General features: G+C 39.7%; 17 protein-coding genes and 1 other RNA gene. 5 read left to right on the top strand and 13 right to left on the bottom strand.

Translation table 11 applies throughout. From position 1 onward, the window contains the following. Window positions 1-47: 47 nt before the first annotated feature. The 7 genes from pyk to dnaE form a co-directional block, all read right to left on the bottom strand. Complete coding sequence (gene pyk / locus M028_RS0100845) at window positions 48-1,811, bottom strand: pyruvate kinase (RefSeq protein ID WP_026572211.1); 1,764 nt, start codon at window positions 1,809-1,811, stop codon at window positions 48-50. A gap of 28 nt (window positions 1,812-1,839) precedes the next feature. Beyond that, entirely contained in the window at window positions 1,840-2,799 is a 960-nt protein-coding gene (gene pfkA / locus M028_RS0100840) for a 6-phosphofructokinase (RefSeq protein WP_026572210.1), read from the bottom strand. A 307-nt stretch (window positions 2,800-3,106) separates the two neighbouring features. Further along, window positions 3,107-4,084: an acetyl-CoA carboxylase carboxyl transferase subunit alpha gene (gene accA / locus M028_RS0100835; protein ID WP_026572209.1), complete on the bottom strand. Its 978-nt coding sequence runs from the start codon at window positions 4,082-4,084 to the stop codon at window positions 3,107-3,109. Further along, window positions 4,078-4,953 carry an acetyl-CoA carboxylase, carboxyltransferase subunit beta gene (accD, locus tag M028_RS0100830; protein ID WP_026572208.1) on the bottom strand — a complete coding sequence of 292 codons (876 nt, stop codon included), beginning with the start codon at window positions 4,951-4,953 and terminating at the stop codon, window positions 4,078-4,080. Before accD ends, accA begins: the two co-directional genes overlap by 7 nt. A 187-nt stretch (window positions 4,954-5,140) precedes the next feature. Continuing rightward, window positions 5,141-5,725 (bottom strand): GntR family transcriptional regulator, encoded by a 585-nt coding sequence (locus tag M028_RS0100825; protein ID WP_035423639.1) that lies wholly within the window; start codon window positions 5,723-5,725, stop codon window positions 5,141-5,143. 56 nt (window positions 5,726-5,781) lie between these two features. Beyond that, on the bottom strand, window positions 5,782-7,020 hold the full coding sequence (locus tag M028_RS0100820; RefSeq protein ID WP_026572206.1) for an NAD(P)-dependent malic enzyme: 1,239 nt from the start codon (window positions 7,018-7,020) through the stop codon (window positions 5,782-5,784). Window positions 7,021-7,137: 117 nt separating this feature from the next. Further along, the gene (gene dnaE, locus M028_RS0100815) at window positions 7,138-10,503 is read right to left on the bottom strand and encodes a DNA polymerase III subunit alpha (RefSeq protein ID WP_026572205.1); all 3,366 of its coding nucleotides are present in this window, start codon (window positions 10,501-10,503) and stop codon (window positions 7,138-7,140) included. A gap of 189 nt (window positions 10,504-10,692) precedes the next feature. Between dnaE and M028_RS0100810 the strand changes: the two genes are divergently transcribed. Continuing rightward, the gene (locus M028_RS0100810; RefSeq protein WP_026572204.1) at window positions 10,693-11,028 is read left to right on the top strand and encodes a YtrH family sporulation protein; all 336 of its coding nucleotides are present in this window, start codon (window positions 10,693-10,695) and stop codon (window positions 11,026-11,028) included. After that, a complete protein-coding gene (gene ytrI / locus M028_RS0100805) occupies window positions 11,025-11,528 on the top strand; it encodes a sporulation membrane protein YtrI (RefSeq protein WP_026572203.1) in 504 nt (167 codons plus the stop codon). The genes M028_RS0100810 and ytrI overlap by 4 nt, the downstream gene beginning before the upstream one ends. A 47-nt stretch (window positions 11,529-11,575) precedes the next feature. Here the strand turns inward: ytrI and M028_RS0100800 are convergent, their stop codons facing one another. Continuing rightward, entirely contained in the window at window positions 11,576-12,517 is a 942-nt protein-coding gene (locus tag M028_RS0100800; protein ID WP_026572202.1) for a DHH family phosphoesterase, read from the bottom strand. Between the two features lie 100 nt (window positions 12,518-12,617). Here M028_RS0100800 and M028_RS0100795 point away from each other — a divergent pair, with 100 nt between their 5' ends. Continuing rightward, window positions 12,618-12,923: a YtpI family protein gene (locus M028_RS0100795; RefSeq protein WP_026572201.1), complete on the top strand. Its 306-nt coding sequence runs from the start codon at window positions 12,618-12,620 to the stop codon at window positions 12,921-12,923. Window positions 12,924-12,971: 48 nt separating this feature from the next. Here M028_RS0100795 and M028_RS0100790 read toward each other — a convergent pair whose 3' ends face one another. The 3 genes from M028_RS0100790 to M028_RS0100780 form a co-directional block, all read right to left on the bottom strand. After that, window positions 12,972-14,291, bottom strand: a complete 1,320-nt coding sequence (locus M028_RS0100790; RefSeq protein WP_026572200.1) for a CBS domain-containing protein — start codon at window positions 14,289-14,291, stop codon at window positions 12,972-12,974. 285 nt (window positions 14,292-14,576) lie between these two features. Further along, window positions 14,577-14,813: a hypothetical protein gene (locus M028_RS0100785; protein WP_026572199.1), complete on the bottom strand. Its 237-nt coding sequence runs from the start codon at window positions 14,811-14,813 to the stop codon at window positions 14,577-14,579. A 79-nt stretch (window positions 14,814-14,892) separates the two neighbouring features. Then, complete coding sequence (locus M028_RS0100780; RefSeq protein ID WP_026572198.1) at window positions 14,893-15,573, bottom strand: metal-dependent hydrolase; 681 nt, start codon at window positions 15,571-15,573, stop codon at window positions 14,893-14,895. Window positions 15,574-15,794: 221 nt separating this feature from the next. On the opposite strand from M028_RS0100780, the gene M028_RS0100775 reads away from it, so the two are divergent. Next, a complete protein-coding gene (locus M028_RS0100775; protein WP_026572197.1) occupies window positions 15,795-16,892 on the top strand; it encodes a M24 family metallopeptidase in 1,098 nt (365 codons plus the stop codon). A gap of 54 nt (window positions 16,893-16,946) precedes the next feature. Further along, a non-coding RNA gene (gene ssrS, locus M028_RS31770) (6S RNA) lies at window positions 16,947-17,142 on the top strand. 49 nt (window positions 17,143-17,191) lie between these two features. On the opposite strand, the gene ald is transcribed toward ssrS, so the two are convergent. Both ald and M028_RS33240 read right to left on the bottom strand, forming a co-directional pair. Next, window positions 17,192-18,313: an alanine dehydrogenase gene (ald, locus tag M028_RS0100770; RefSeq protein ID WP_026572196.1), complete on the bottom strand. Its 1,122-nt coding sequence runs from the start codon at window positions 18,311-18,313 to the stop codon at window positions 17,192-17,194. Window positions 18,314-18,471: 158 nt separating this feature from the next. Continuing rightward, complete coding sequence (locus M028_RS33240; protein WP_197031355.1) at window positions 18,472-18,621, bottom strand: hypothetical protein; 150 nt, start codon at window positions 18,619-18,621, stop codon at window positions 18,472-18,474. Window positions 18,622-18,754: the final 133 nt, after the last annotated feature.

The following is an 18,754-nucleotide window of genomic DNA, read 5'->3' as shown; positions in this document are numbered from 1 at the left end:
TCATACCATTGAAAAAGAAAAAAGAAGAGCAAAAGCCCTTCTTTTAATTATAGAACACTAGCGTGTCCGTTATAAATAACGCCTCTTGCTGCGTCCACGGTGATTTCTTGACCATCTGTAAATAGGTTTAAGGCATTGTCGACACCGACAATTACCGGAATCCCTAAATTTAAGCCTACTACAGCACCATGGCTGGTTAAACCGCCTTCTTCGGTAATAAGTGCTGCACTTTTTTCAATCGCAGGCATCATATCGCGGTCAGAGCCAATCGTAACTAAAATGCATCCAGGTTTTACTTTTTCCATAGCTTCCTTTGCATTGTGTGCAATCACTACTTTACCAAAAGCAGACTTCCGTCCAATGCCTTGTGCCTTTGTGATGATATCACCAACAACATGAATCTTCATTAAATTGGTCGTACCAGCTTCCCCAACAGGAACACCGGCAGTAATCACCACTAAATCTCCGTGTTTGACAATACCGCTATTCACACTTTCTTCAACAGCAATTTCGAGCATTTCATCCGTCGTTGCGCACATTCTTCCCAACTGCGGGTACACGCCCCAAACAAGGGATAAACGGCGGGACACTGAATCATTTGATGTAACAGCAACAATTGGTGCTTTCGGACGATACTTCGAAATCATCCTTGCTGTATGACCACTCGCCGTTGGAGTAACAATTGAGGTTACATCAAGATTAAGTGCGGTATGCGCTACTGATTGCCCAATCGCATCAGTCAGATTGTGTTCCGTATCCTTGCTGCGGGTTGAAAGGATTTCTTTGTGGTCTAGTGCCTGTTCAGCTCTTGAGGCAATATTATGCATGGTCTGTACGGCTTCTACAGGGTACGTGCCGGCAGCCGTTTCCCCTGAAAGCATGATAGCATCTGTTCCATCGAAAATGGCATTAGCAACGTCACTAGCTTCTGCACGTGTTGGTCTTGGATTACGCTGCATCGAATCAAGCATTTGCGTTGCCGTAATAACTGGTTTACCTAATGCATTACATTTTTTAATTAACATTTTTTGTACAAGTGGAACTTCTTCTGCAGGAATTTCGACCCCAAGATCACCGCGTGCGACCATCAAACCATCGGAAACCTCGAGGATTTCATCAATGTTATCAACACCTTCTTGATTTTCAATCTTAGGGATAATATGAATATGGGCTGCATTATTTTCTTCTAAAAGCTGGCGGATTTCCAAAACATCTTTGGACCGTCGAACAAAGGAGGCAGCAATAAAATCGACGTCCTGTTCAATCCCAAAAAGGATATCTTTTGTATCTTTTTCTGTAATGCCTGGTAAATTAACAGAAACTCCCGGTACATTTACACCCTTTTTATTTTTTAATGTACCGCTATTCAAAATTTTTGTATGAATTTCATTTGCAGCTTGATCTATTTTTGTTACTTCAAGACCAATTAACCCATCATCCAATAAAATTTTCGAGCCTACATGAACATCTTCAATTAAACCGGCATATGTAACGGAAAATTTTTGCGGTGTTCCTTCTACTTCTGTCATCGATATAATTATATTTTCCCCGGACTTTAATTCAATTGCACCGTTTTCCATATTATTTGTACGGATTTCAGGGCCCTTAGTGTCAAGCAAAATTGCCACTGTTTTATTTGTTTTTTTTGCGGCTTCACGAATATTCTTAATCCGTGCACCGTGTTCTTCGAAATTACCATGGGAAAAATTCAATCTTGCTACATTCATTCCCGATTCAATTAATTGTGTTAATTTTTCAACCGACTCGCTTGCGGGACCGATTGTACAAACAATTTTTGTTTTCCGTAACATCCTATATTTCCTCCTAGATCGAGCATGATTAAATGGATAATTCTTTTGAAAGGTTATAGAGCTGCAGGTCTAAGGTGTGCTTCTTCCCTAACGCTTCAATGATATCATAATCAACAAGCCGATTATTTTCGATTCCGACTGCACGTCCACCTTTACCTTCAAGTAGTAGCTCCACAGCCCTTGCTCCTAAACGGCTGGCAAGGACACGATCGGCAGCACTTGGTGATCCCCCCCGCTGAATATGTCCTAAAACAGAAACCCTAGTATCAAAGCCAGTCGCTTCCTCTAGTTTTTTAGAAAATTCAACGCCGCTGCAAACACCCTCAGCCACGATAATAATACTATGTTTTTTACCACGCTCTTGACCCTTGCGAAGACGGTCAGCAATTTCATCCATATCAAAATTTTCTTCAGGAATTAAGATGGTTTCGGCCCCGCCGGCAAGACCAGCCCAAAGAGCAATATCACCTGCATTGCGACCCATTACTTCAATCACAAACGTTCTTTCATGGGATGTAGCTGTGTCACGGATTTTATCTAAAGCATCAATTACCGTATTGAGCGCCGTATCGAATCCAATAGTAAGCTCTGTGCCTGGTATATCATTGTCAATCGTTCCTGGCACACCTACACAAGGAAAACCTTGCTCAGTCAAAGCTTTTGCTCCGCGGTAAGAACCATCCCCTCCGATTACTACTAACCCGTCAATTCCATGAGCCTTTAATTGCTCAATTCCTTGAAGCTGACCTTCATTTGTTTTAAATTCCAGGCAGCGGGCTGAATGAAGCATGGTCCCGCCTCGATGGATGATATCTCCAACTGAACCTAGTTCAAGTTTTTTTATATTACCGGAAATCAATCCTGAATAGCCTCCATAAATACCGTAGACTTCAAGATTATGATAAATTGCTTTTCTAACAACTGCACGAATTGCCGGATTCATACCGGGTGAATCTCCACCACTCGTAAGTACCCCAATTTTTTTCATGGTAATCACCCCATTATAAAATAACTAAATTTATGTATTGCAAAAAAAATTAGACACTCAGCCTATTTTGTTGATAACTGCTTTTAGTATTCGCATAAAACACTTGAATATTTATAAAATAACATGAAGAAATAACGATAACAACTGATTCATAATGCAAAAATAAATAGACGGAATAGTCTGTCAACTGCAAACGATTTAATTAAAAATGCAACCGTTATCATTATCTTTTTCAATAATTTTTTATGAATATTATGTTACAAAAAAATGACCATGATATAAAAAAACGTGTCAAAAGAGACACGTTTTACTGAACACCAATATAATCCTTTGCAAGTGAAAACTCGCCTATTGTCCTGAATCGATTATAGCGGTCTGCAATCAATTCATCCTCTGAAAGTTTAAGAAGTTCTTGTAAGGAAGTCTTTAAAATATTTTCAATTTCCTCTGCCTGCTTTTTAACATTTTTATGGGCACCACCCTTAATCTCAGGAATAATATCATCAATTACACCCAATTCTTTTAAGTCTGGTGCGGTAATCTTCATCGTTTCTGCTGCTTTCTTTGCAAGAGCAGCGTCCTTCCACAGAATAGCTGCTGCCCCTTCGGGCGAAATAACCGAATAGGTAGAGTTTTCCAACATATAAATCCGATTGCCGACACCTAGTGCAAGGGCTCCACCGCTTCCGCCTTCTCCAATAACAATACAGATTACAGGTACCCGCAGACCTGCCATTTCAAAAAGGTTCTTCGCAATCGCTTCACTTTGCCCACGTTCTTCAGCGGCTTTCCCAGGATAGGCACCTTTTGTATCAATAAAACAAATAATCGGACGTTTAAATTTATCAGCCTGCTTCATTAAACGAAGTGCTTTTCTGTACCCCTCCGGATGCGGCATTCCAAAATTCCGGCGGATATTTTCCTTCGTATCCTTACCTCTCTGATGGCCGATGATGGTAACAGGTAATCCCTTAAATTTAGCAATTCCGCTGACAATGGCCTCATCATCCGAAAAGGTCCGGTCGCCGTGACATTCAAAAAAGCCTTCAAAGATTTCCGCAATATAATCGAGTGTTGTCGGTCTGTTTGGGTGGCGGGCAATCTGCACGCGATCCCATGGCTTAATATTCTCGTAAATATCTTTTTCAAGTTTCTCTAAACGGGTCTCTAATTTTTCAATTTCCGAACTAAGATCAACATCAGCTGTTTTGGTAAATTCCCTTATTTCGCTGATTTTCTTTCTTAGCTCAATAATTGGACGTTCAAATTCTAGTTCTCCTACCATTCAAGCTCACCTCCAGGTTGATGGATTTCGAGAATGTTAGTAATTTGATCTACTAAATCCAAACGAGAAATAATCGCATCAAGCTGCCCATGTTTTAAAAGGAATTCAGCTGTTTGAAAATCCTCCGGCAATTCTTCACGGATGGATTGTTCAATAACCCTTCGGCCTGCAAAGCCAATCAGAGCCTCTGGTTCAGCAAAATTATAGTCACCAAGCGATGCAAAGCTTGCAGAAACACCGCCTGTAGTTGGATGTGTCATCATTGAAATAATTAGACCGCCATTATCACTAAACCTCTTCAAGGCAACACTGGTTTTCGCCATCTGCATAAGACTTAGTGCTCCCTCTTGCATTCTGGCACCGCCGGAAGCAGTAAAAATAATAAATGGTACGGATAGCTCATCCGCTTTTTCGATCGCAAGTGTTATTTTTTCACCAACAACCGATCCCATACTTCCCATTCGGAAAGTGGCATCCATAATGGCTACAACAATTTTATGACCATTCACAGTTCCAATTCCAGTTACAACCGCTTCATTTAGTTTACTTTTTTCGCGGTCTTTTTCCAGCTTTTCCAGATAATCAGGAAAATTCAAAGGATTTTTTGAAATCATATTTTCATTTATTTCTTCAAAACTACCTTCATCCACAAAACTTTCAAGCCGTTCTCTTGAATTCATTTGGAAATGGTGACCACAATGAATACACACTTTTAGATTTTTATTTAATTCCTTTGTATACATGATCTTTTTACATGAAGGGCACTTTGTCATAATTCCTTCAGGGACATCACTTTTTACCGTTTCAGTTGGAATGGTTGCATATTTTCTTTTCTTTGTATTGTTTTTTGTAAAAAGGTCTTTAAGCAAAAAATAACCTCCCTCGTTGTAGTTCTTAGGCCAATCGGCAAAGACCTACATCTTCTAATCAAAAGTCTTTCTATTCTTGAATCACTTCATACCTTTGCGGTCTATAAAAGTGGTCAGACCACCCACATATCAAAACTCCCATTTTCCGGGCATCGCTTGTCTGTATTCACTATAAAGGATTTGGGGTTTAAATTTTGTTAGTATTTGTCGCTGAAGAAGACAATTTTCGCAGATTCCGGTAGGCTGTAAGCGCTTTTTGCTCATTTTTTTCCGCTAACGCTTCGAGTAAATTAAGGTAATCTTCCCGTTTATATTCAACTTTTCTTAAATGGAGTGAGTTGTAATAATCCTTTAAAATTAACCACATTCTTAAAAATAAATGGTTATCAGCGTTTTCAATGATTCGGTAAAAAAATTCATCATCATTCAATTGACTGGATTTAACCTTTTCAATGAGTTTCAAAATATTTTCTTTACCCATCCGCCCGATAGCTAATCGGAGGCAATCCATTTCAATTAAATTTTTTGTTTCAAAAACATCTTGTTTCGCTTTTTCATCCTGTAAAATAAAGGTACTTAAAAGCTGTACAAGCTGGTTCCCGCGGAAATCTCTGATAAAGGTTCCTTCCCCGCGTCTCGTTTCAATTAGCCCCAACAATTCTAATGCTCGAAGGGCCTCTCGAACGGAAGAGCGCCCGACATTCAGGCGCTCTGATAATTCCCGTTCAGATGGTATTTTATCGCCGGACTCAAGTCCGTCAGCAGTGATCATTTCTCTCAACTGCTTTACAATTTCGAGGTAAACTTTCGTATTTGACACTTACGATCTCACTCACTTTTTCCAATAATAGCAAGTCTCATCGTTTTTTCTTTTACTTCTTCAGGGTCAACTTTAATACGTGCAACTCCTGTTTCCATTGCAGCTTTTGCAACAGCTGATGCTACTGCAGGTGCAACACGGGGATCAAATGGTCCCGGAATGACGTAATCCTCATTAAGCTCGGCTTCAGAGATTAAACCAGCAATCGCCTCAACAGCAGCCACTTTCATTTTTTCATTGATATGTGTCGCACGAACATCAAGCGCTCCACGGAAAATCCCAGGGAATGCTAGAACATTGTTTACTTGGTTTGGGAAGTCTGATCTTCCTGTCCCAACAACCTTCGCCCCGGCTTCTTTTGCTACATGAGGCATAATTTCCGGATCAGGGTTAGCCATGGCAAAAATAATCGCATCATCGTTCATGGATGCAACCATTTCTTTTGTAAGGGCACCAGCAACAGAAACCCCAATAAAGACGTCCGCGCCTTTAATTACATCTTCAAGACTTCCAGCTAAATTATCATGATTAGTGAATTTCGCCACTTCAGTCTTAACGGCGTTCATTCCGACAGGACGGCCTTCATAAATGGCTCCCTTTGTATCACACATGATAATATCTCTTACACCATAATGATATAACAATTTAATGATTGCAATCCCGGCAGCACCGGCTCCATTCGCAACCACTTTAATTTCAGTCATCTTTTTACCAATTAACTTTAAGGCATTGACTAGTCCAGCAGCCGTAACAATCGCTGTACCGTGCTGGTCATCGTGGAAAATTGGGATATTGGCTTCTTTTTTTAATCTTTCTTCAATAACAAAGCAATGTGGAGCAGCAATATCTTCAAGATTGACACCACCAAAGGTTGGTTCCATCAGCTTAACGGTTTCAACGATTTTATCAACATCTGTAGTATTTAAACAGATTGGGAAAGCATCCACACCGGCAAAGCTTTTGAATAGGACTGCTTTTCCTTCCATAACAGGCAATGCAGCTTCAGGGCCGATATTTCCAAGACCAAGTACAGCTGTCCCATCGGACACAACGGCAACCATATTCCCCTTCATTGTATAGTCGTAAACAGTTTCGGGTTTTTCATAGATATCTTTACAAGGCTCCGCTACACCTGGTGAATATGCTAAACTCAAATCCTTAGCATTTCGAACTTGAACTTTTGATTTTGATTCTAATTTCCCCTTGTTAATGCGGTGCATATGTAATGCTTCTTCACGTAAAGTCAAGCTAAGTCACCCCTTATATTATCACCAAAAAGTTTTTTTGAAATCTCTCCGACTATGAGTGGTCTGACCACACTCGTCTCTTTATCACTATAACATATCTGCGAAAGTTGTAAAGAATTATTCTTTCAATACGACATTATCGGGACCAAGAAAGTCCCCCAAGTTTGTCAATAATTTAGAAGTGGGATGTACATTATACTCACGTGCTAATCGGACAGTTTTTCGGGTGGATTCGTAATGTAAGACAACACTAGTATCCCCCTTTTCCTCCTTTAAAAAATAATATAATTTCCTTAAAGAAAGTTCATCCTGTTTTCCCTCGACAATTTTAATATATAACACAGAGGCTTTTTGCTTTTTTTCCTGTAGCCAGTGCTGCATTTCTGCTGCCTGCTGGATAATAAATTGACGTTTCCCTTCCCTTTCTTCTACCTTTCCCTCGACGACGGCAAATTTCCCTTGGTCTAAAATTGCTGAAAAGCGCTTATAAACAGCAGGGAAAACCACTGCCTCCATTTCACCACTTGAATCACTAATGGTAAGAAAGGCCATCGATTCACCTTTTTTCGTACGAATTTTTTTTGAGACAGTAACATAAATTCCTGAAATTGCCCTGTTTCTATTCAAAGTAAGCTCAAATATTGCTTGAGCCCCCTTTTGTTTTAACTCCTGTTCATAAGTGGAAACAGGATGATTGGAAAGGTAAAATCCGAGTGCTTCTTTTTCAAAGGAAAGCTTGTCCTCAGACCTAATGGGATCAACCTGTACATACATTGGTTTCGGAAAGTACTCTTCACCGGAAAAAAAGTCAATTTGGCTGGAGTCATCCGGATTCACCAGCTGGGCATGTTCAATTGCAACATCTAAACTGGCGAGCAGGACGGCACGGTCTTCCCCAAATTCATCAAAGCTTCCGGAATGGACCAGGGTTTCAAGCTGTTTACGATTAATTGCTTTCGTTGAAATTCGGCTGCAAAAATCAAATAAATCTTCAAATTTTTTCTTTTTTCTTGCTCCAAAGATTTCTTTCAAGGCAGCTGCGCCGATACCCTTGATTGCCGCTAAACTATAACGAATCCCTTCCGGTTCCACTTGAAATGAATACCCGCTGTTATTTATGGAAGGAGGAAGTACTTTAATTCCCTTTTGCCTTGATTCCATGATATACTGCGATATTTTTGATTCATTTCCTATCGAAGCCGTTAATAACCCCGCCATAAAATGCAATGGATAATGTGCCTTTAAATAAGCAAGCTGATAGGCAATCATACTGTAAGCAACTGCATGGCTGCGATTAAATCCATAATTGGCAAAGCGGACAATCAAATCGTATATTTCATTCGCCAAGCTCTGTTCATACCCCTTTTTTAAAGCCCCTTGGACAAAATGGTTTCGCTCACGGTCTAGTGTCTCTTTTTGCTTCTTACCAACAGCTCTTCTCAATAAATCGGCTTCTCCAAGCGAGAATCCGGCCATTGTCGAGGCAATTTGCATGATTTGCTCCTGATAGACGATGACTCCATATGTATTCTCAAGAATGTTTTTCAAATCCGGATGTGGATAACTAACGGGCTTTATTCCATGTTTGCGATCAATAAACAGCGGGATATTTTCCATTGGACCTGGCCGGTACAACGCATTAACCGCCACAATATCTTCGAATCGTGAGGGCTTTAAGCGGACTAGCACCTTTCTCATTCCCTCCGATTCAAGCTGGAAAATTCCAGTGGTTTCCCCGCTTGCTAACAGTTCAAACGTTTCAGAATCGTTTAGTGATATGGAACCAATCTCTACTTTTTTACCGGTTTTTCTCTTTATGGAAGCTAAAATGGATTCAATCAGCGATAAATTTCTTAATCCAAGAAAGTCCATCTTTAACAGACCAATTTCTTCAAGGTACTCCATTGAATATTGCGTTAAATAAACATTTCCGCTTCCTTGTTGAATGGGGATTAAATCAACAAGCTGCTTTTCACTGATCACTACTCCCGCCGCATGCGTGGATGTATGCCGCGGGAGCCCCTCAAGTTTCAAGGCAGTCTCAAAGAGACGCCGGTTCAATTGATTTTCGTGAATAAAATTTCTAAATGCCTCTGATTCGTTATAAGCAGAATTTAGACTGATTCCTAATCGAGAGGGAATAAGCCTTGATAGATGATCCAATTCCTTCGAATTGAATCCAAATGCTCTGCCGACATCCCGCAATGCTGCTTTTGCCGCCATTGTTCCGAACGTGACAATCTGAGCAACATGCAAGTCCCCATATTTATCTGCAACATATTCAATGACCTCATCGCGGCGATGGTCCGGAAAATCGATATCAATATCAGGCATGGAAATTCGTTCTGGATTCAAAAAACGTTCAAATAATAAATGATGCTGAATCGGGTCTACATCCGTAATGTACAGTACATAGGCAACAAGAGAACCTGCTGCCGACCCCCGGCCCGGCCCAGTCAAAATCCCATTCTCACGGGAATATCTCATAAAATCCCAAACAATTAAAAAATAGTTGCTAAACTTCATTCGTTTGATGACCGATAATTCGTAGGCAAGCCTTTTTTGATATTCTTCTGAAGGGTTAGGTATACGCTCAGCTAATCCCTTTTTACAAAGCATGTCCAAATAATCTTCTGCTTGCATACCATTTTCTGTTGGATAAACAGGTAGAAAAGTCTTGTTTAATTCAATGTTTACCTGACAGCGCTTTTCAATTGCGATTGTATTTTCTAAGGCTTCCGGTATTTCAGAAAAAGTCTCAACCATTTCTTCTGGTGTTTTTAAATAAAAATGGTCACTCCCCAATTTTTCATGATTTTCATCATTTACTTTATCACCATTTTTGATGGCCAGCATGACTTCATGTGCGAAAGAATCATCTTTTTCTAAATACTGAACGGAGTTTGTTGCAACAATGGGTATATTTAACTTTTGGGAAAGTAATAGAATTCCATCTCTTATCAATCTTTCTTTCTCCAAATGATGATCTTGAATCGAGAAAAAAAGATGGTCATTACCGAAAATTCCCCTTAACTTTCTGGCAGCAGCTTCTGCTAATTCTTCCTTCTGTTCTGCTAGATATTGTTCAATTTCCCCCACGATTCCCGGGGTAATAGCAATTAACCCTTTTGCATAGTGTTTTAACCACTTGAAAGGAATACCACTTGGTGATTTTGTTTGAACCGCACTTGATATTTTTAATAGGTTTTTAAAGCCTTGTTCGTTTTCTGCCAGTAAGACAAGCGGAAAAGACTCCGCTTCTGCTTCTTCACTTTGAACATCTATGGTTAACCCGATGATAGGTTTTATATCAAATTTCTTACATAATTTATAAAATTCGATTGTTCCGTACATGACATTTCGGTCTGTTATCGCTATGGCGGAAAAACCCTTTTTCTTTGCGTTTTCTACCAAATTAGGAACAGATGCCGTACTCGTTAATAAGCTGTACGCGCTATATACATGCAGGTGAATAAAAGACATTAGTCATCACACCCTTAAAACGATTATCTATTTCTATTATAGAACTTCATTGAAAAAAAGAAAATATGTTCCCATAATTAAGGCGGAATATTGGTGTTTTCAATTTTTAGTGCAAAAAACATATTCGTTAGGCTTTGTCCATATAAATGAGTAAGGGATTACTGATTTTGTATAAGGGCGGTTGAAAACATGAAAGAGATTGGCTTTTTTCCTACTTTTATCGAAAGCTACTTTATTGCCTTAGGCGTTTTACTTGGCGGGTCATTAATCGGGGGAATTGCTTCTTTCCTAACTGGACAGCCTCCTCTGACAGCCGTTGCTCGTTTGTCTTCAGCCCTTCGAATTTGGGCAATTGTAGCAGCGATTGGCGGGACCTTTGATGCTGTGTACAGCTTTGAGAGAGGAATTTTTAATGCTGAGACAAAGGATGTATTTAAACAGATCCTCTTAATTCTTTCCGCACTTGGCGGTGCCCAAACAGGTGCTCTGCTAATCAATTGGTTGACACAGGAGCATTTATCATGAGAATCCCGCCTTACTATAGAAGGCCCGCATGGCAAAGATTTTTTTCCGGAATGGCTGTTGGCGGTGCAATTAGTTGGGTCATTTTTTTATATATTTTTGGGGTATGGCAAGAAAAGCATACGCATAAAATCCGTCTTCAGGAAGATGAAATCCTAGAATTGAAAAAGGATATTAATATTTGGCAGCAGGAATATAAAGAGAGTAATAAACGCAATATTGAACAAATTACAGTTCAAAAAATAAATGTTCGGATTACAAATTGGGAGAAATATAAGCTTGATCAGCTTAGTACATTTGAAACAGAGGAGTCCGTAAAGGACGATATTAGCATGATGCTGGCCAAGGACCTCGAAACCGTTTATAAAAGTAAGGATTTGATTAAAAAAATCATTGAAAATAAAAGAGTGAAAATTAACAATAAAAGATACAAGCTGGAAGTGAAAGAAATGATTGTTTATACCACTCTTTCCATTGAGCTTGAAATTAATTTTGATGAATAATATTCGGCCCTAACAATAAAGGGCCGAATTTTTATTAATTTTAATGATTAGGAGTGTGATTTGCAAACCTTGCGTAGTTCGTTTAAAACTAATTCCACTTCATCCCAGGAATGAATGGATGCACCTGCAGCAAGGGGATGGCCTCCGCCTTTAAACTTGCGCGCTACTCCATTAATTACCGGTCCTTTTGAGCGGAGGCGAAGCCTAATTTGGTCATCTTCTTCAATGAAAAAGACCCAGGCTGTGATTCCTTTAACATCCCCTAATGTACTAACTAATAAGGAAGCTTCCGGCGGCTTCGCCCCAAATTCCTCTAAAAGCTCCTTTGAAAGAATAACCGAGGCCACTCCATATTCCTGCAGCTCAAAGTTCTGTAAAATATAGCCATTTAACTTAATGATATTTAAATCCAGCTCATACATCTTGTCATAGATTTCTGTTCGTGAAAAATTATATTGGATTAATTCTCCTGCATGTGAAAAAGTCTTTTCTGTTGTACTTGGATAAAGAAATCTGCCAGTATCGCCAACAATCCCTCCATACAAGAGTCTTGCTGCTTTATCGTTCATTTTCAGACCTTGCTCTTTCCCAAATAAATAGAAATCATAAATCATTTCACTGCATGAGCTTGCACTCGTATCCACCCATAAAAGGTCTCCATACGGGTCTTCGTTTGGATGGTGATCAATTTTTATCAGCATATCTCCTAAAGTATACCGGCTGTCGCAAATTCTATCCGTGTTAGCTGTATCACACACAATCACAAGTGCACCGGTATAAACTGCATCCTCGATGGTATCCAATCGCTGCATAAAATGAAGGGATGGTTCTTCGCGGCCCACTGCATAAATCTTTTTCTCCGGAAAAGAAGCTCTCAACATTTCGACAAGTCCGCATTGGGAACCATATGCATCAGGGTCTGGACGAACATGGCGATGAACAATAATGGTTTCATATTTTTTAATTGTTTCTAAGATTTTTTCCTGCATGGCGTCTCCTTTTTCTGTTCATTTTGAACCGGTTCTGGCATTTTTTGATGATAACCTGTACAATAGTAGATGATTTTTTAAAAGTTCGGAGGAGCTAAAAATGTCAGTACTCGTTATTTTAATTGTCCTATTATTTGTACTATACTTATTTTATAAAACAAAGTACTTTAGAAGCAACCGTCCTGCTGAAAAGAAATGGCTTTCGGCTAAATCGAGTATTGCCCTTGGTCTTTTTGTCTTCTTTTTCGGCATTAATACTGTATATTTATCGCAGACAACCGTTACCATTATTGTTGCTGCCGTTTTTATTATCATTGGCGGCATAAGCTCATGGACAGGATATAAAGCTTATAAACATTATCTGCCATTTGCTGTTAAAGAAGCCGAGACCCTAAAAAGACACTAAATAAATGAAAGGCCGCTCCATTAATCCAGGAGCGGCTTTCTTATTGTTTTAGGTTCGATCAATCAGCTGACACATCATCATCGCTTTCCCGACCAATATGCCGTCATTAAATACCTCAACGTCTACCTTACCGAACTTCCGCCCTACTTCAAGCACTTTTGGATAAATTTCTAGTGTACTTTCCATTTGAACGGGTTTAAGAAAATAGATGGTCATATTTTCGACGACAAGATCTCCTTTTTTATAGCTTCGTAAAATTCGATTTGCCGCATCAGAGACAATCGTGGTGAAGACACCATAGGAAATGGTTCCAAGATGATTCGTCATTTGCGGGCTGACTTCACAGGAATAAACCTCTTCCCCTTTTGCCTTCCCTTGAATTAATTCCATCTGGTTGGTTACGATATCATCAATCGTTTCACCGACTTGGGGCTGCCGTTGATTCATTTGCAGCGTTTTTAAGACATCCTGCCTGCTGATAATTCCTTCTAAACGGTTCGAATCATCTGCCACCGGAAGAACCTCTATTCCCTCCCACACCATCATATGAGCTGTGGAAGCAACACTTGTTTTTCCGCTTACAGTCATTGGATTTTTCGTCATAATCTTATCAATAGTTGTTTCAAAATCCTGCCCTAATATATCCTTTGAGGTAACCATCCCTTGTACCTTCATATTATGGTCTACAACCGGATAACGGCTGTGGGTGGTTTGTTGATTTAATTCATGCCATTTTGAAACCTTATCTGTTGTTTTTAGAAAGAATGTTTCAGACAAAGGAGTTAATATATCTTCCACCAAGATGATTTCTTTTTTTATTAATTGGTCATAAATGGCACGGTTAATCATCGTTGCTACAGTAAACGTGTCATAGCTCGTTGAGATGACTGGCAATTCTAGACTATCTGCAAGTTTTTTGATTTGGTCCTCGGCATCAAATCCTCCAGTTATTAGGACTGCCGCTCCTTCTTTCAAGGCAAGTTCATGAGCCTGTGTCCGGTTACCGACGATTAATAGGTTGCCCGCTTCGGTATAGCGCATCATTGCCTCTAATTTCATTGCCCCAATGACGAATTTATTTAGTGTTTTATGGAGACCCGTTCTTCCCCCTAAAACTTGACCATCCACAATATTTACAACCTCGGCGAAGGTAAGTTTTTCAATGTTTTCTTTTTTCTTCCGCTCTATTCTAATGGTCCCAACACGTTCAATGGTGCTGACATATCCTTTATTTTCTGCTTCCTTAATGGCTCGATAGGCTGTGCCTTCGCTGACATTCATCGCCTTTGCGATTTGGCGGACAGAGATTTTTTCGCCTACAGGAAGTGTATCAATATATTGTAAAATTTGTTCATGTTTTGTAGCCAAGACCGTCACCCTTTATTTTAAATTCCCATTCATCCAGCAATGACTTTCCGGATTCGTTGTAAATTTAATTATAGAGTTAAAAAAGCCTTGAAACAATAAGAAAAGCGGAAACGCCTTGTTTAGCCCCGAAAAGCGCTGGAGGTCCTGACGGTGAAGTCGTTCTTTGACTTCATCGTCAGGACCGAAGCGACTCGAGGGGCTAGGCGTTGGAGCTAGACATGAGGATTGTTACATTATTACGAAAAAGCTCCGGTATTGGTTGTACCGGAGCCTTTCTTATACTCTTTAATGAAACATGCGGGATTTTCTTTTACTGCGATTTGGTTGATGTTTTTGAGCTGCTTTTTTCGGGCTATAAAGAATTCCCGTTAAATTACCGGCAATCACCATTAGAGCAAAGGCGAGCCACGCTAAAGAAAAAATCCCTTTCTGCCCCGGTGCGGTTACCGATAATTGAGGCACTGCATAATAAAGCATTGCTCCGCAAAGTAAAAGGCATAATAAATATCTGTTTTTCTTCACATTTTTTCCTCCCTTAAAAACTGCTTGTTTCATTTTTATGCTAGAAGGAAGAAAAAAAGTAGACAAATACCTCAATTCTTTATAATTCTATAGCTTCTCCTGGCTGAAGAACTTTACCATTTTGTTCCTCAAGTAGTTCAATAAATTTATTCGGGTCCTGCTTAATTGGCGGGAAGGTATTAAAATGAATCGGCACAACTGTTTTCGCATTTAATAATTTGGCAGCATAGGCCGCATCCTCCGCGCCCATCGTAAAATTATCACCGATTGGCAGAAAGGCAACATCAATTGGATGACGCTCACCAATTAATTTCATATCGGAGAAAAGACCTGTATCACCGGCATGGTAAATTGTTTTCCCTTCATTGCTAAACAAAATACCCGTTGGCATGCCGCAGTACACGATCTCATTGTTAACAGTTGCATAACCTGATCCATGAAAAGCCTGTGTCAGTTTGACCTTTCCAAAATCAAATTGATAGGCACCGCCTATATTCATCCCATGGGTTTGAACTCCTTGCCAGCTGAGATAAGTGGTTAGGTCAGCGTTGGCAACAACAAGGGCACCGGTTCTTTTTGCAATTTCAACCGTATCGCCGACATGATCGTTATGACCATGTGTTAAGAGAATAACATCCGGATTTACCTCTTCCACATTTAAATCCGTTAGAGAGTTTCCTCGAATGAACGGGTCAATTAAAATTGTTTTCCCTTCCGTTTGAATTTGCACAATGGAATGGCCATGATAAGAAATTTTCATTGTTTTAACTCCTCTCAATAAATAGTTTTATAATTACTTCCATGCAAAAATTAGGAATTCCTTCCTCACAAAATAACTTTACCCAAAAGATCAGACTTTTAGCAAAAAACTGAACTGAACAGTTCTATAATAAACTATCACTTCTAAAGCCCAGTTTGTTTACATTCAGGCATTAAATTGATAATCTCAGAAGTGGAAATGATTTTTAAGGGGGAACTAACATGAATCAACGTGTAGAAAAGCTTCAAGCTTGGATGAAAGAAAATGAAATCGAAGTAAGCTTCATCACCTCTTCAGAAAATGTTTTTTACCTAAGCGGATATTTTACGAATCCGCATGAACGCCTGCTGGCACTTGTTGTTTTTCAACAAGAGGAACCATTTCTTGTTTGTCCGGCCATGGAAGTTCATGATGCGAAACGCTCCGGATGGGACCATGAAATCATTGGATATAGCGACATCGAAAATCCTTGGGAAATGATTCAAAGCTCTATTCAAAAAAGAATCAGAATTGTATCGAAAACAGCGATTGAAAAAGAACATATGAATGTGGAACGGTACGAACAACTATCGAGCCTTTTCCCAAAAGCTGCTTTTATTTCTGCTGAAGAAAAATTACGTATTCTTCGGATGATTAAGGATGCTAAAGAATTAAAAGTTATCGAGGAGGCTTGTGCACTCGCAGACTACGCTGTCGAATTCGGTGCAAGTGAAATCAAAGAAGGCAAAACAGAATTAGATGTTCTTAATGCAGTCGAATATGCATTAAAACAAAAGGGCGTTACCGAAATGTCCTTTGCAACGATGGTTTTAACTGGTGCAAACGCTGCATCACCGCATGGCAACCCGGGCTTAACAAAAATTAAAAAAGGCGATTTGGTTTTATTTGACCTCGGTGTTGTCGTTGATCGCTATTGCTCTGATATCACTAGAACCGTTGCATATGGAGACATTAATGATAAGCAAAAAGAAATTTATGACACTGTCTTAAAAGCGCAGCTTGCCGCAATTGAGGCTAGTAAGCCTGGTGTGACAGCAGCAGAGGTTGACCTAACCGCCCGCAGAATTATTGCTGATGCAGGATATGGAGAATATTTTCCACACCGTTTAGGACATGGACTTGGAATTAGTGTTCATGAATATCCTTCCATGACTGAAACAAATCAGTTGGTCATCGAAGAAGGCATGGTATACACAATTGAACCAGGAATTTATGTACCGGAGGTAGCTGGGGTCCGAATTGAGGATGATCTCTTTATTACTGCCGACGGTGCTAAAGTATTAACAAACTTCCCGAAAGAATTACAAATTATTAAATAACCAAATGGAATTTTTATCTATTGAACAATCGAGTAATCTGCAGTAAAATAATAATACAAGCTGCATTGTACGTAATGATAATAAAGTTTTAACCTTTAAGCTGTAAAAGGGAGTTTTAACATTGAAACTGAAATGACATGCCTCTGTCTATAAGACATGGAGGACAGGCAGGAAGGTTTCTGCGAACACCCACTTTGAGGAGTGGTGGTTTAAAACTTTCTTATATGAATACGGCAAATGCGGCTACATATTAGTAACTAAAAACCAGCTTCGAATTGAAGCTGGTTTTGTTATATACCTTACACCTTTTCTAACAATGTCTTTGTATCTTTAAATTGAAGACCATGTGCTTCTGCTACTGCCTCGTAGGTTACATAGCCGCCAAGTGTATTAATTCCTTTTAACAATGCATCATTTTTAAGGCAAGCAGCTTTATATCCCTTATTCGCAATGTCTAATGCATACGGAACCGTTACATTTGTTAAAGCAATGGTGGAGGTGCGCGGAACAGCCCCTGGCATGTTTGCTACAGCATAATGAACCACCCCATGCTTTACATAGGTTGGATTATCATGTGTCGTAATCCGGTCCGTTGTTTCAAAAATACCACCCTGATCAATGGCGATATCGACGACAACACCGCCCGGTTTCATTGACTGAATCATTTCTTCCGTGACAAGCTTCGGTGCTTTTGCTCCCGGGATTAAGACAGCTCCAATTACAAGATCTGATTCCTTAACAGCTTCCGCAATATTATAATGGTTAGACATTAATGTAGTCACGTCCGAACCAAAAATATCATCCAATTGACGGAGCCTGTCGGGGTTCAAATCAATAATCGTAACCTTCGCACCTAACCCAATGGCCATTTTGGCTGCATTGGTACCGGCAACCCCGCCACCGATAATTGTCACAATTCCGCGATGAACCCCCGGCACTCCGGAAAGCAATATTCCTTTACCGCCATGAACCTTTTCAAGGAACTGAGCACCAATTTGCGCTGCCATTCTACCAGCTACTTCACTCATAGGAGTCAATAATGGCAAACTTCTATTTGTTAGCTGAACGGTTTCATAGGCAATTCCAACCACTTTGTTATCAATGAGAGCTTTGGTTAATTCCGGTTCAGGGGCTAAATGTAAATATGTAAATAATATTAGCCCTTCACGAAAATAGGAGTACTCACTTGGGAGTGGTTCCTTCACCTTCATAACCATTTCCATCGACCAAGCTTCTCCGGCGGAATCTACTATCTTTGCCCCAGTCGAAGCATAATCCTCATCAGAAAAACCAGATCCATGCCCGGCTCCTTTTTCAATATAAACTTCATGACCAAATTTTAATAGGTTTACTACCCCGGCAGGTGTCATCGCTACACGATTTTCGTTGTTTTTTATCTCTTTAGGTACTCCAATCCGCATATCCTTACCTCCATTTTAATCATCCATATTTACTATTATATCCACCCATAAGCTTAATAATGTCAAAGCCTGTTATCAATATAGATTGCATTGATTTATTGAAAATAGAATAAAAAAAGAAAAAGACTGCCCTCATTCGGACAGCCTTCCTCCCCTGCCTAACCTTCTGTACTGCTGCTTTCAGTCTGCTCGCTTCCCTCTCCGATAAATCCGCTATTATACGAATTCAAGATTTGCTCGCTTACCTCATTTGTCCCCTGTTCATCAAACTCAAAAACATTTTGGCTATTTGGATTACGCTTGCTCATGTGCCTGCCCCCTTCAATAATGAATACCTCATTATTGTTCGAAAAATTGGCACATCTATACATTTCCAATTGTTGCATAAATAAGGTAAACAAATGATGAATTATGGGCCAAATAAAAAACACAAAAGCTATC

Source organism: Bacillus sp. UNC438CL73TsuS30, assembly GCF_000482325.1.
GTDB lineage: Bacteria > Bacillota > Bacilli > Bacillales > Cytobacillaceae > Neobacillus.
The sequence above is the reverse complement of the archived record's forward strand: the minus strand, read 5'-3'. Positions and strand labels throughout refer to the sequence as shown.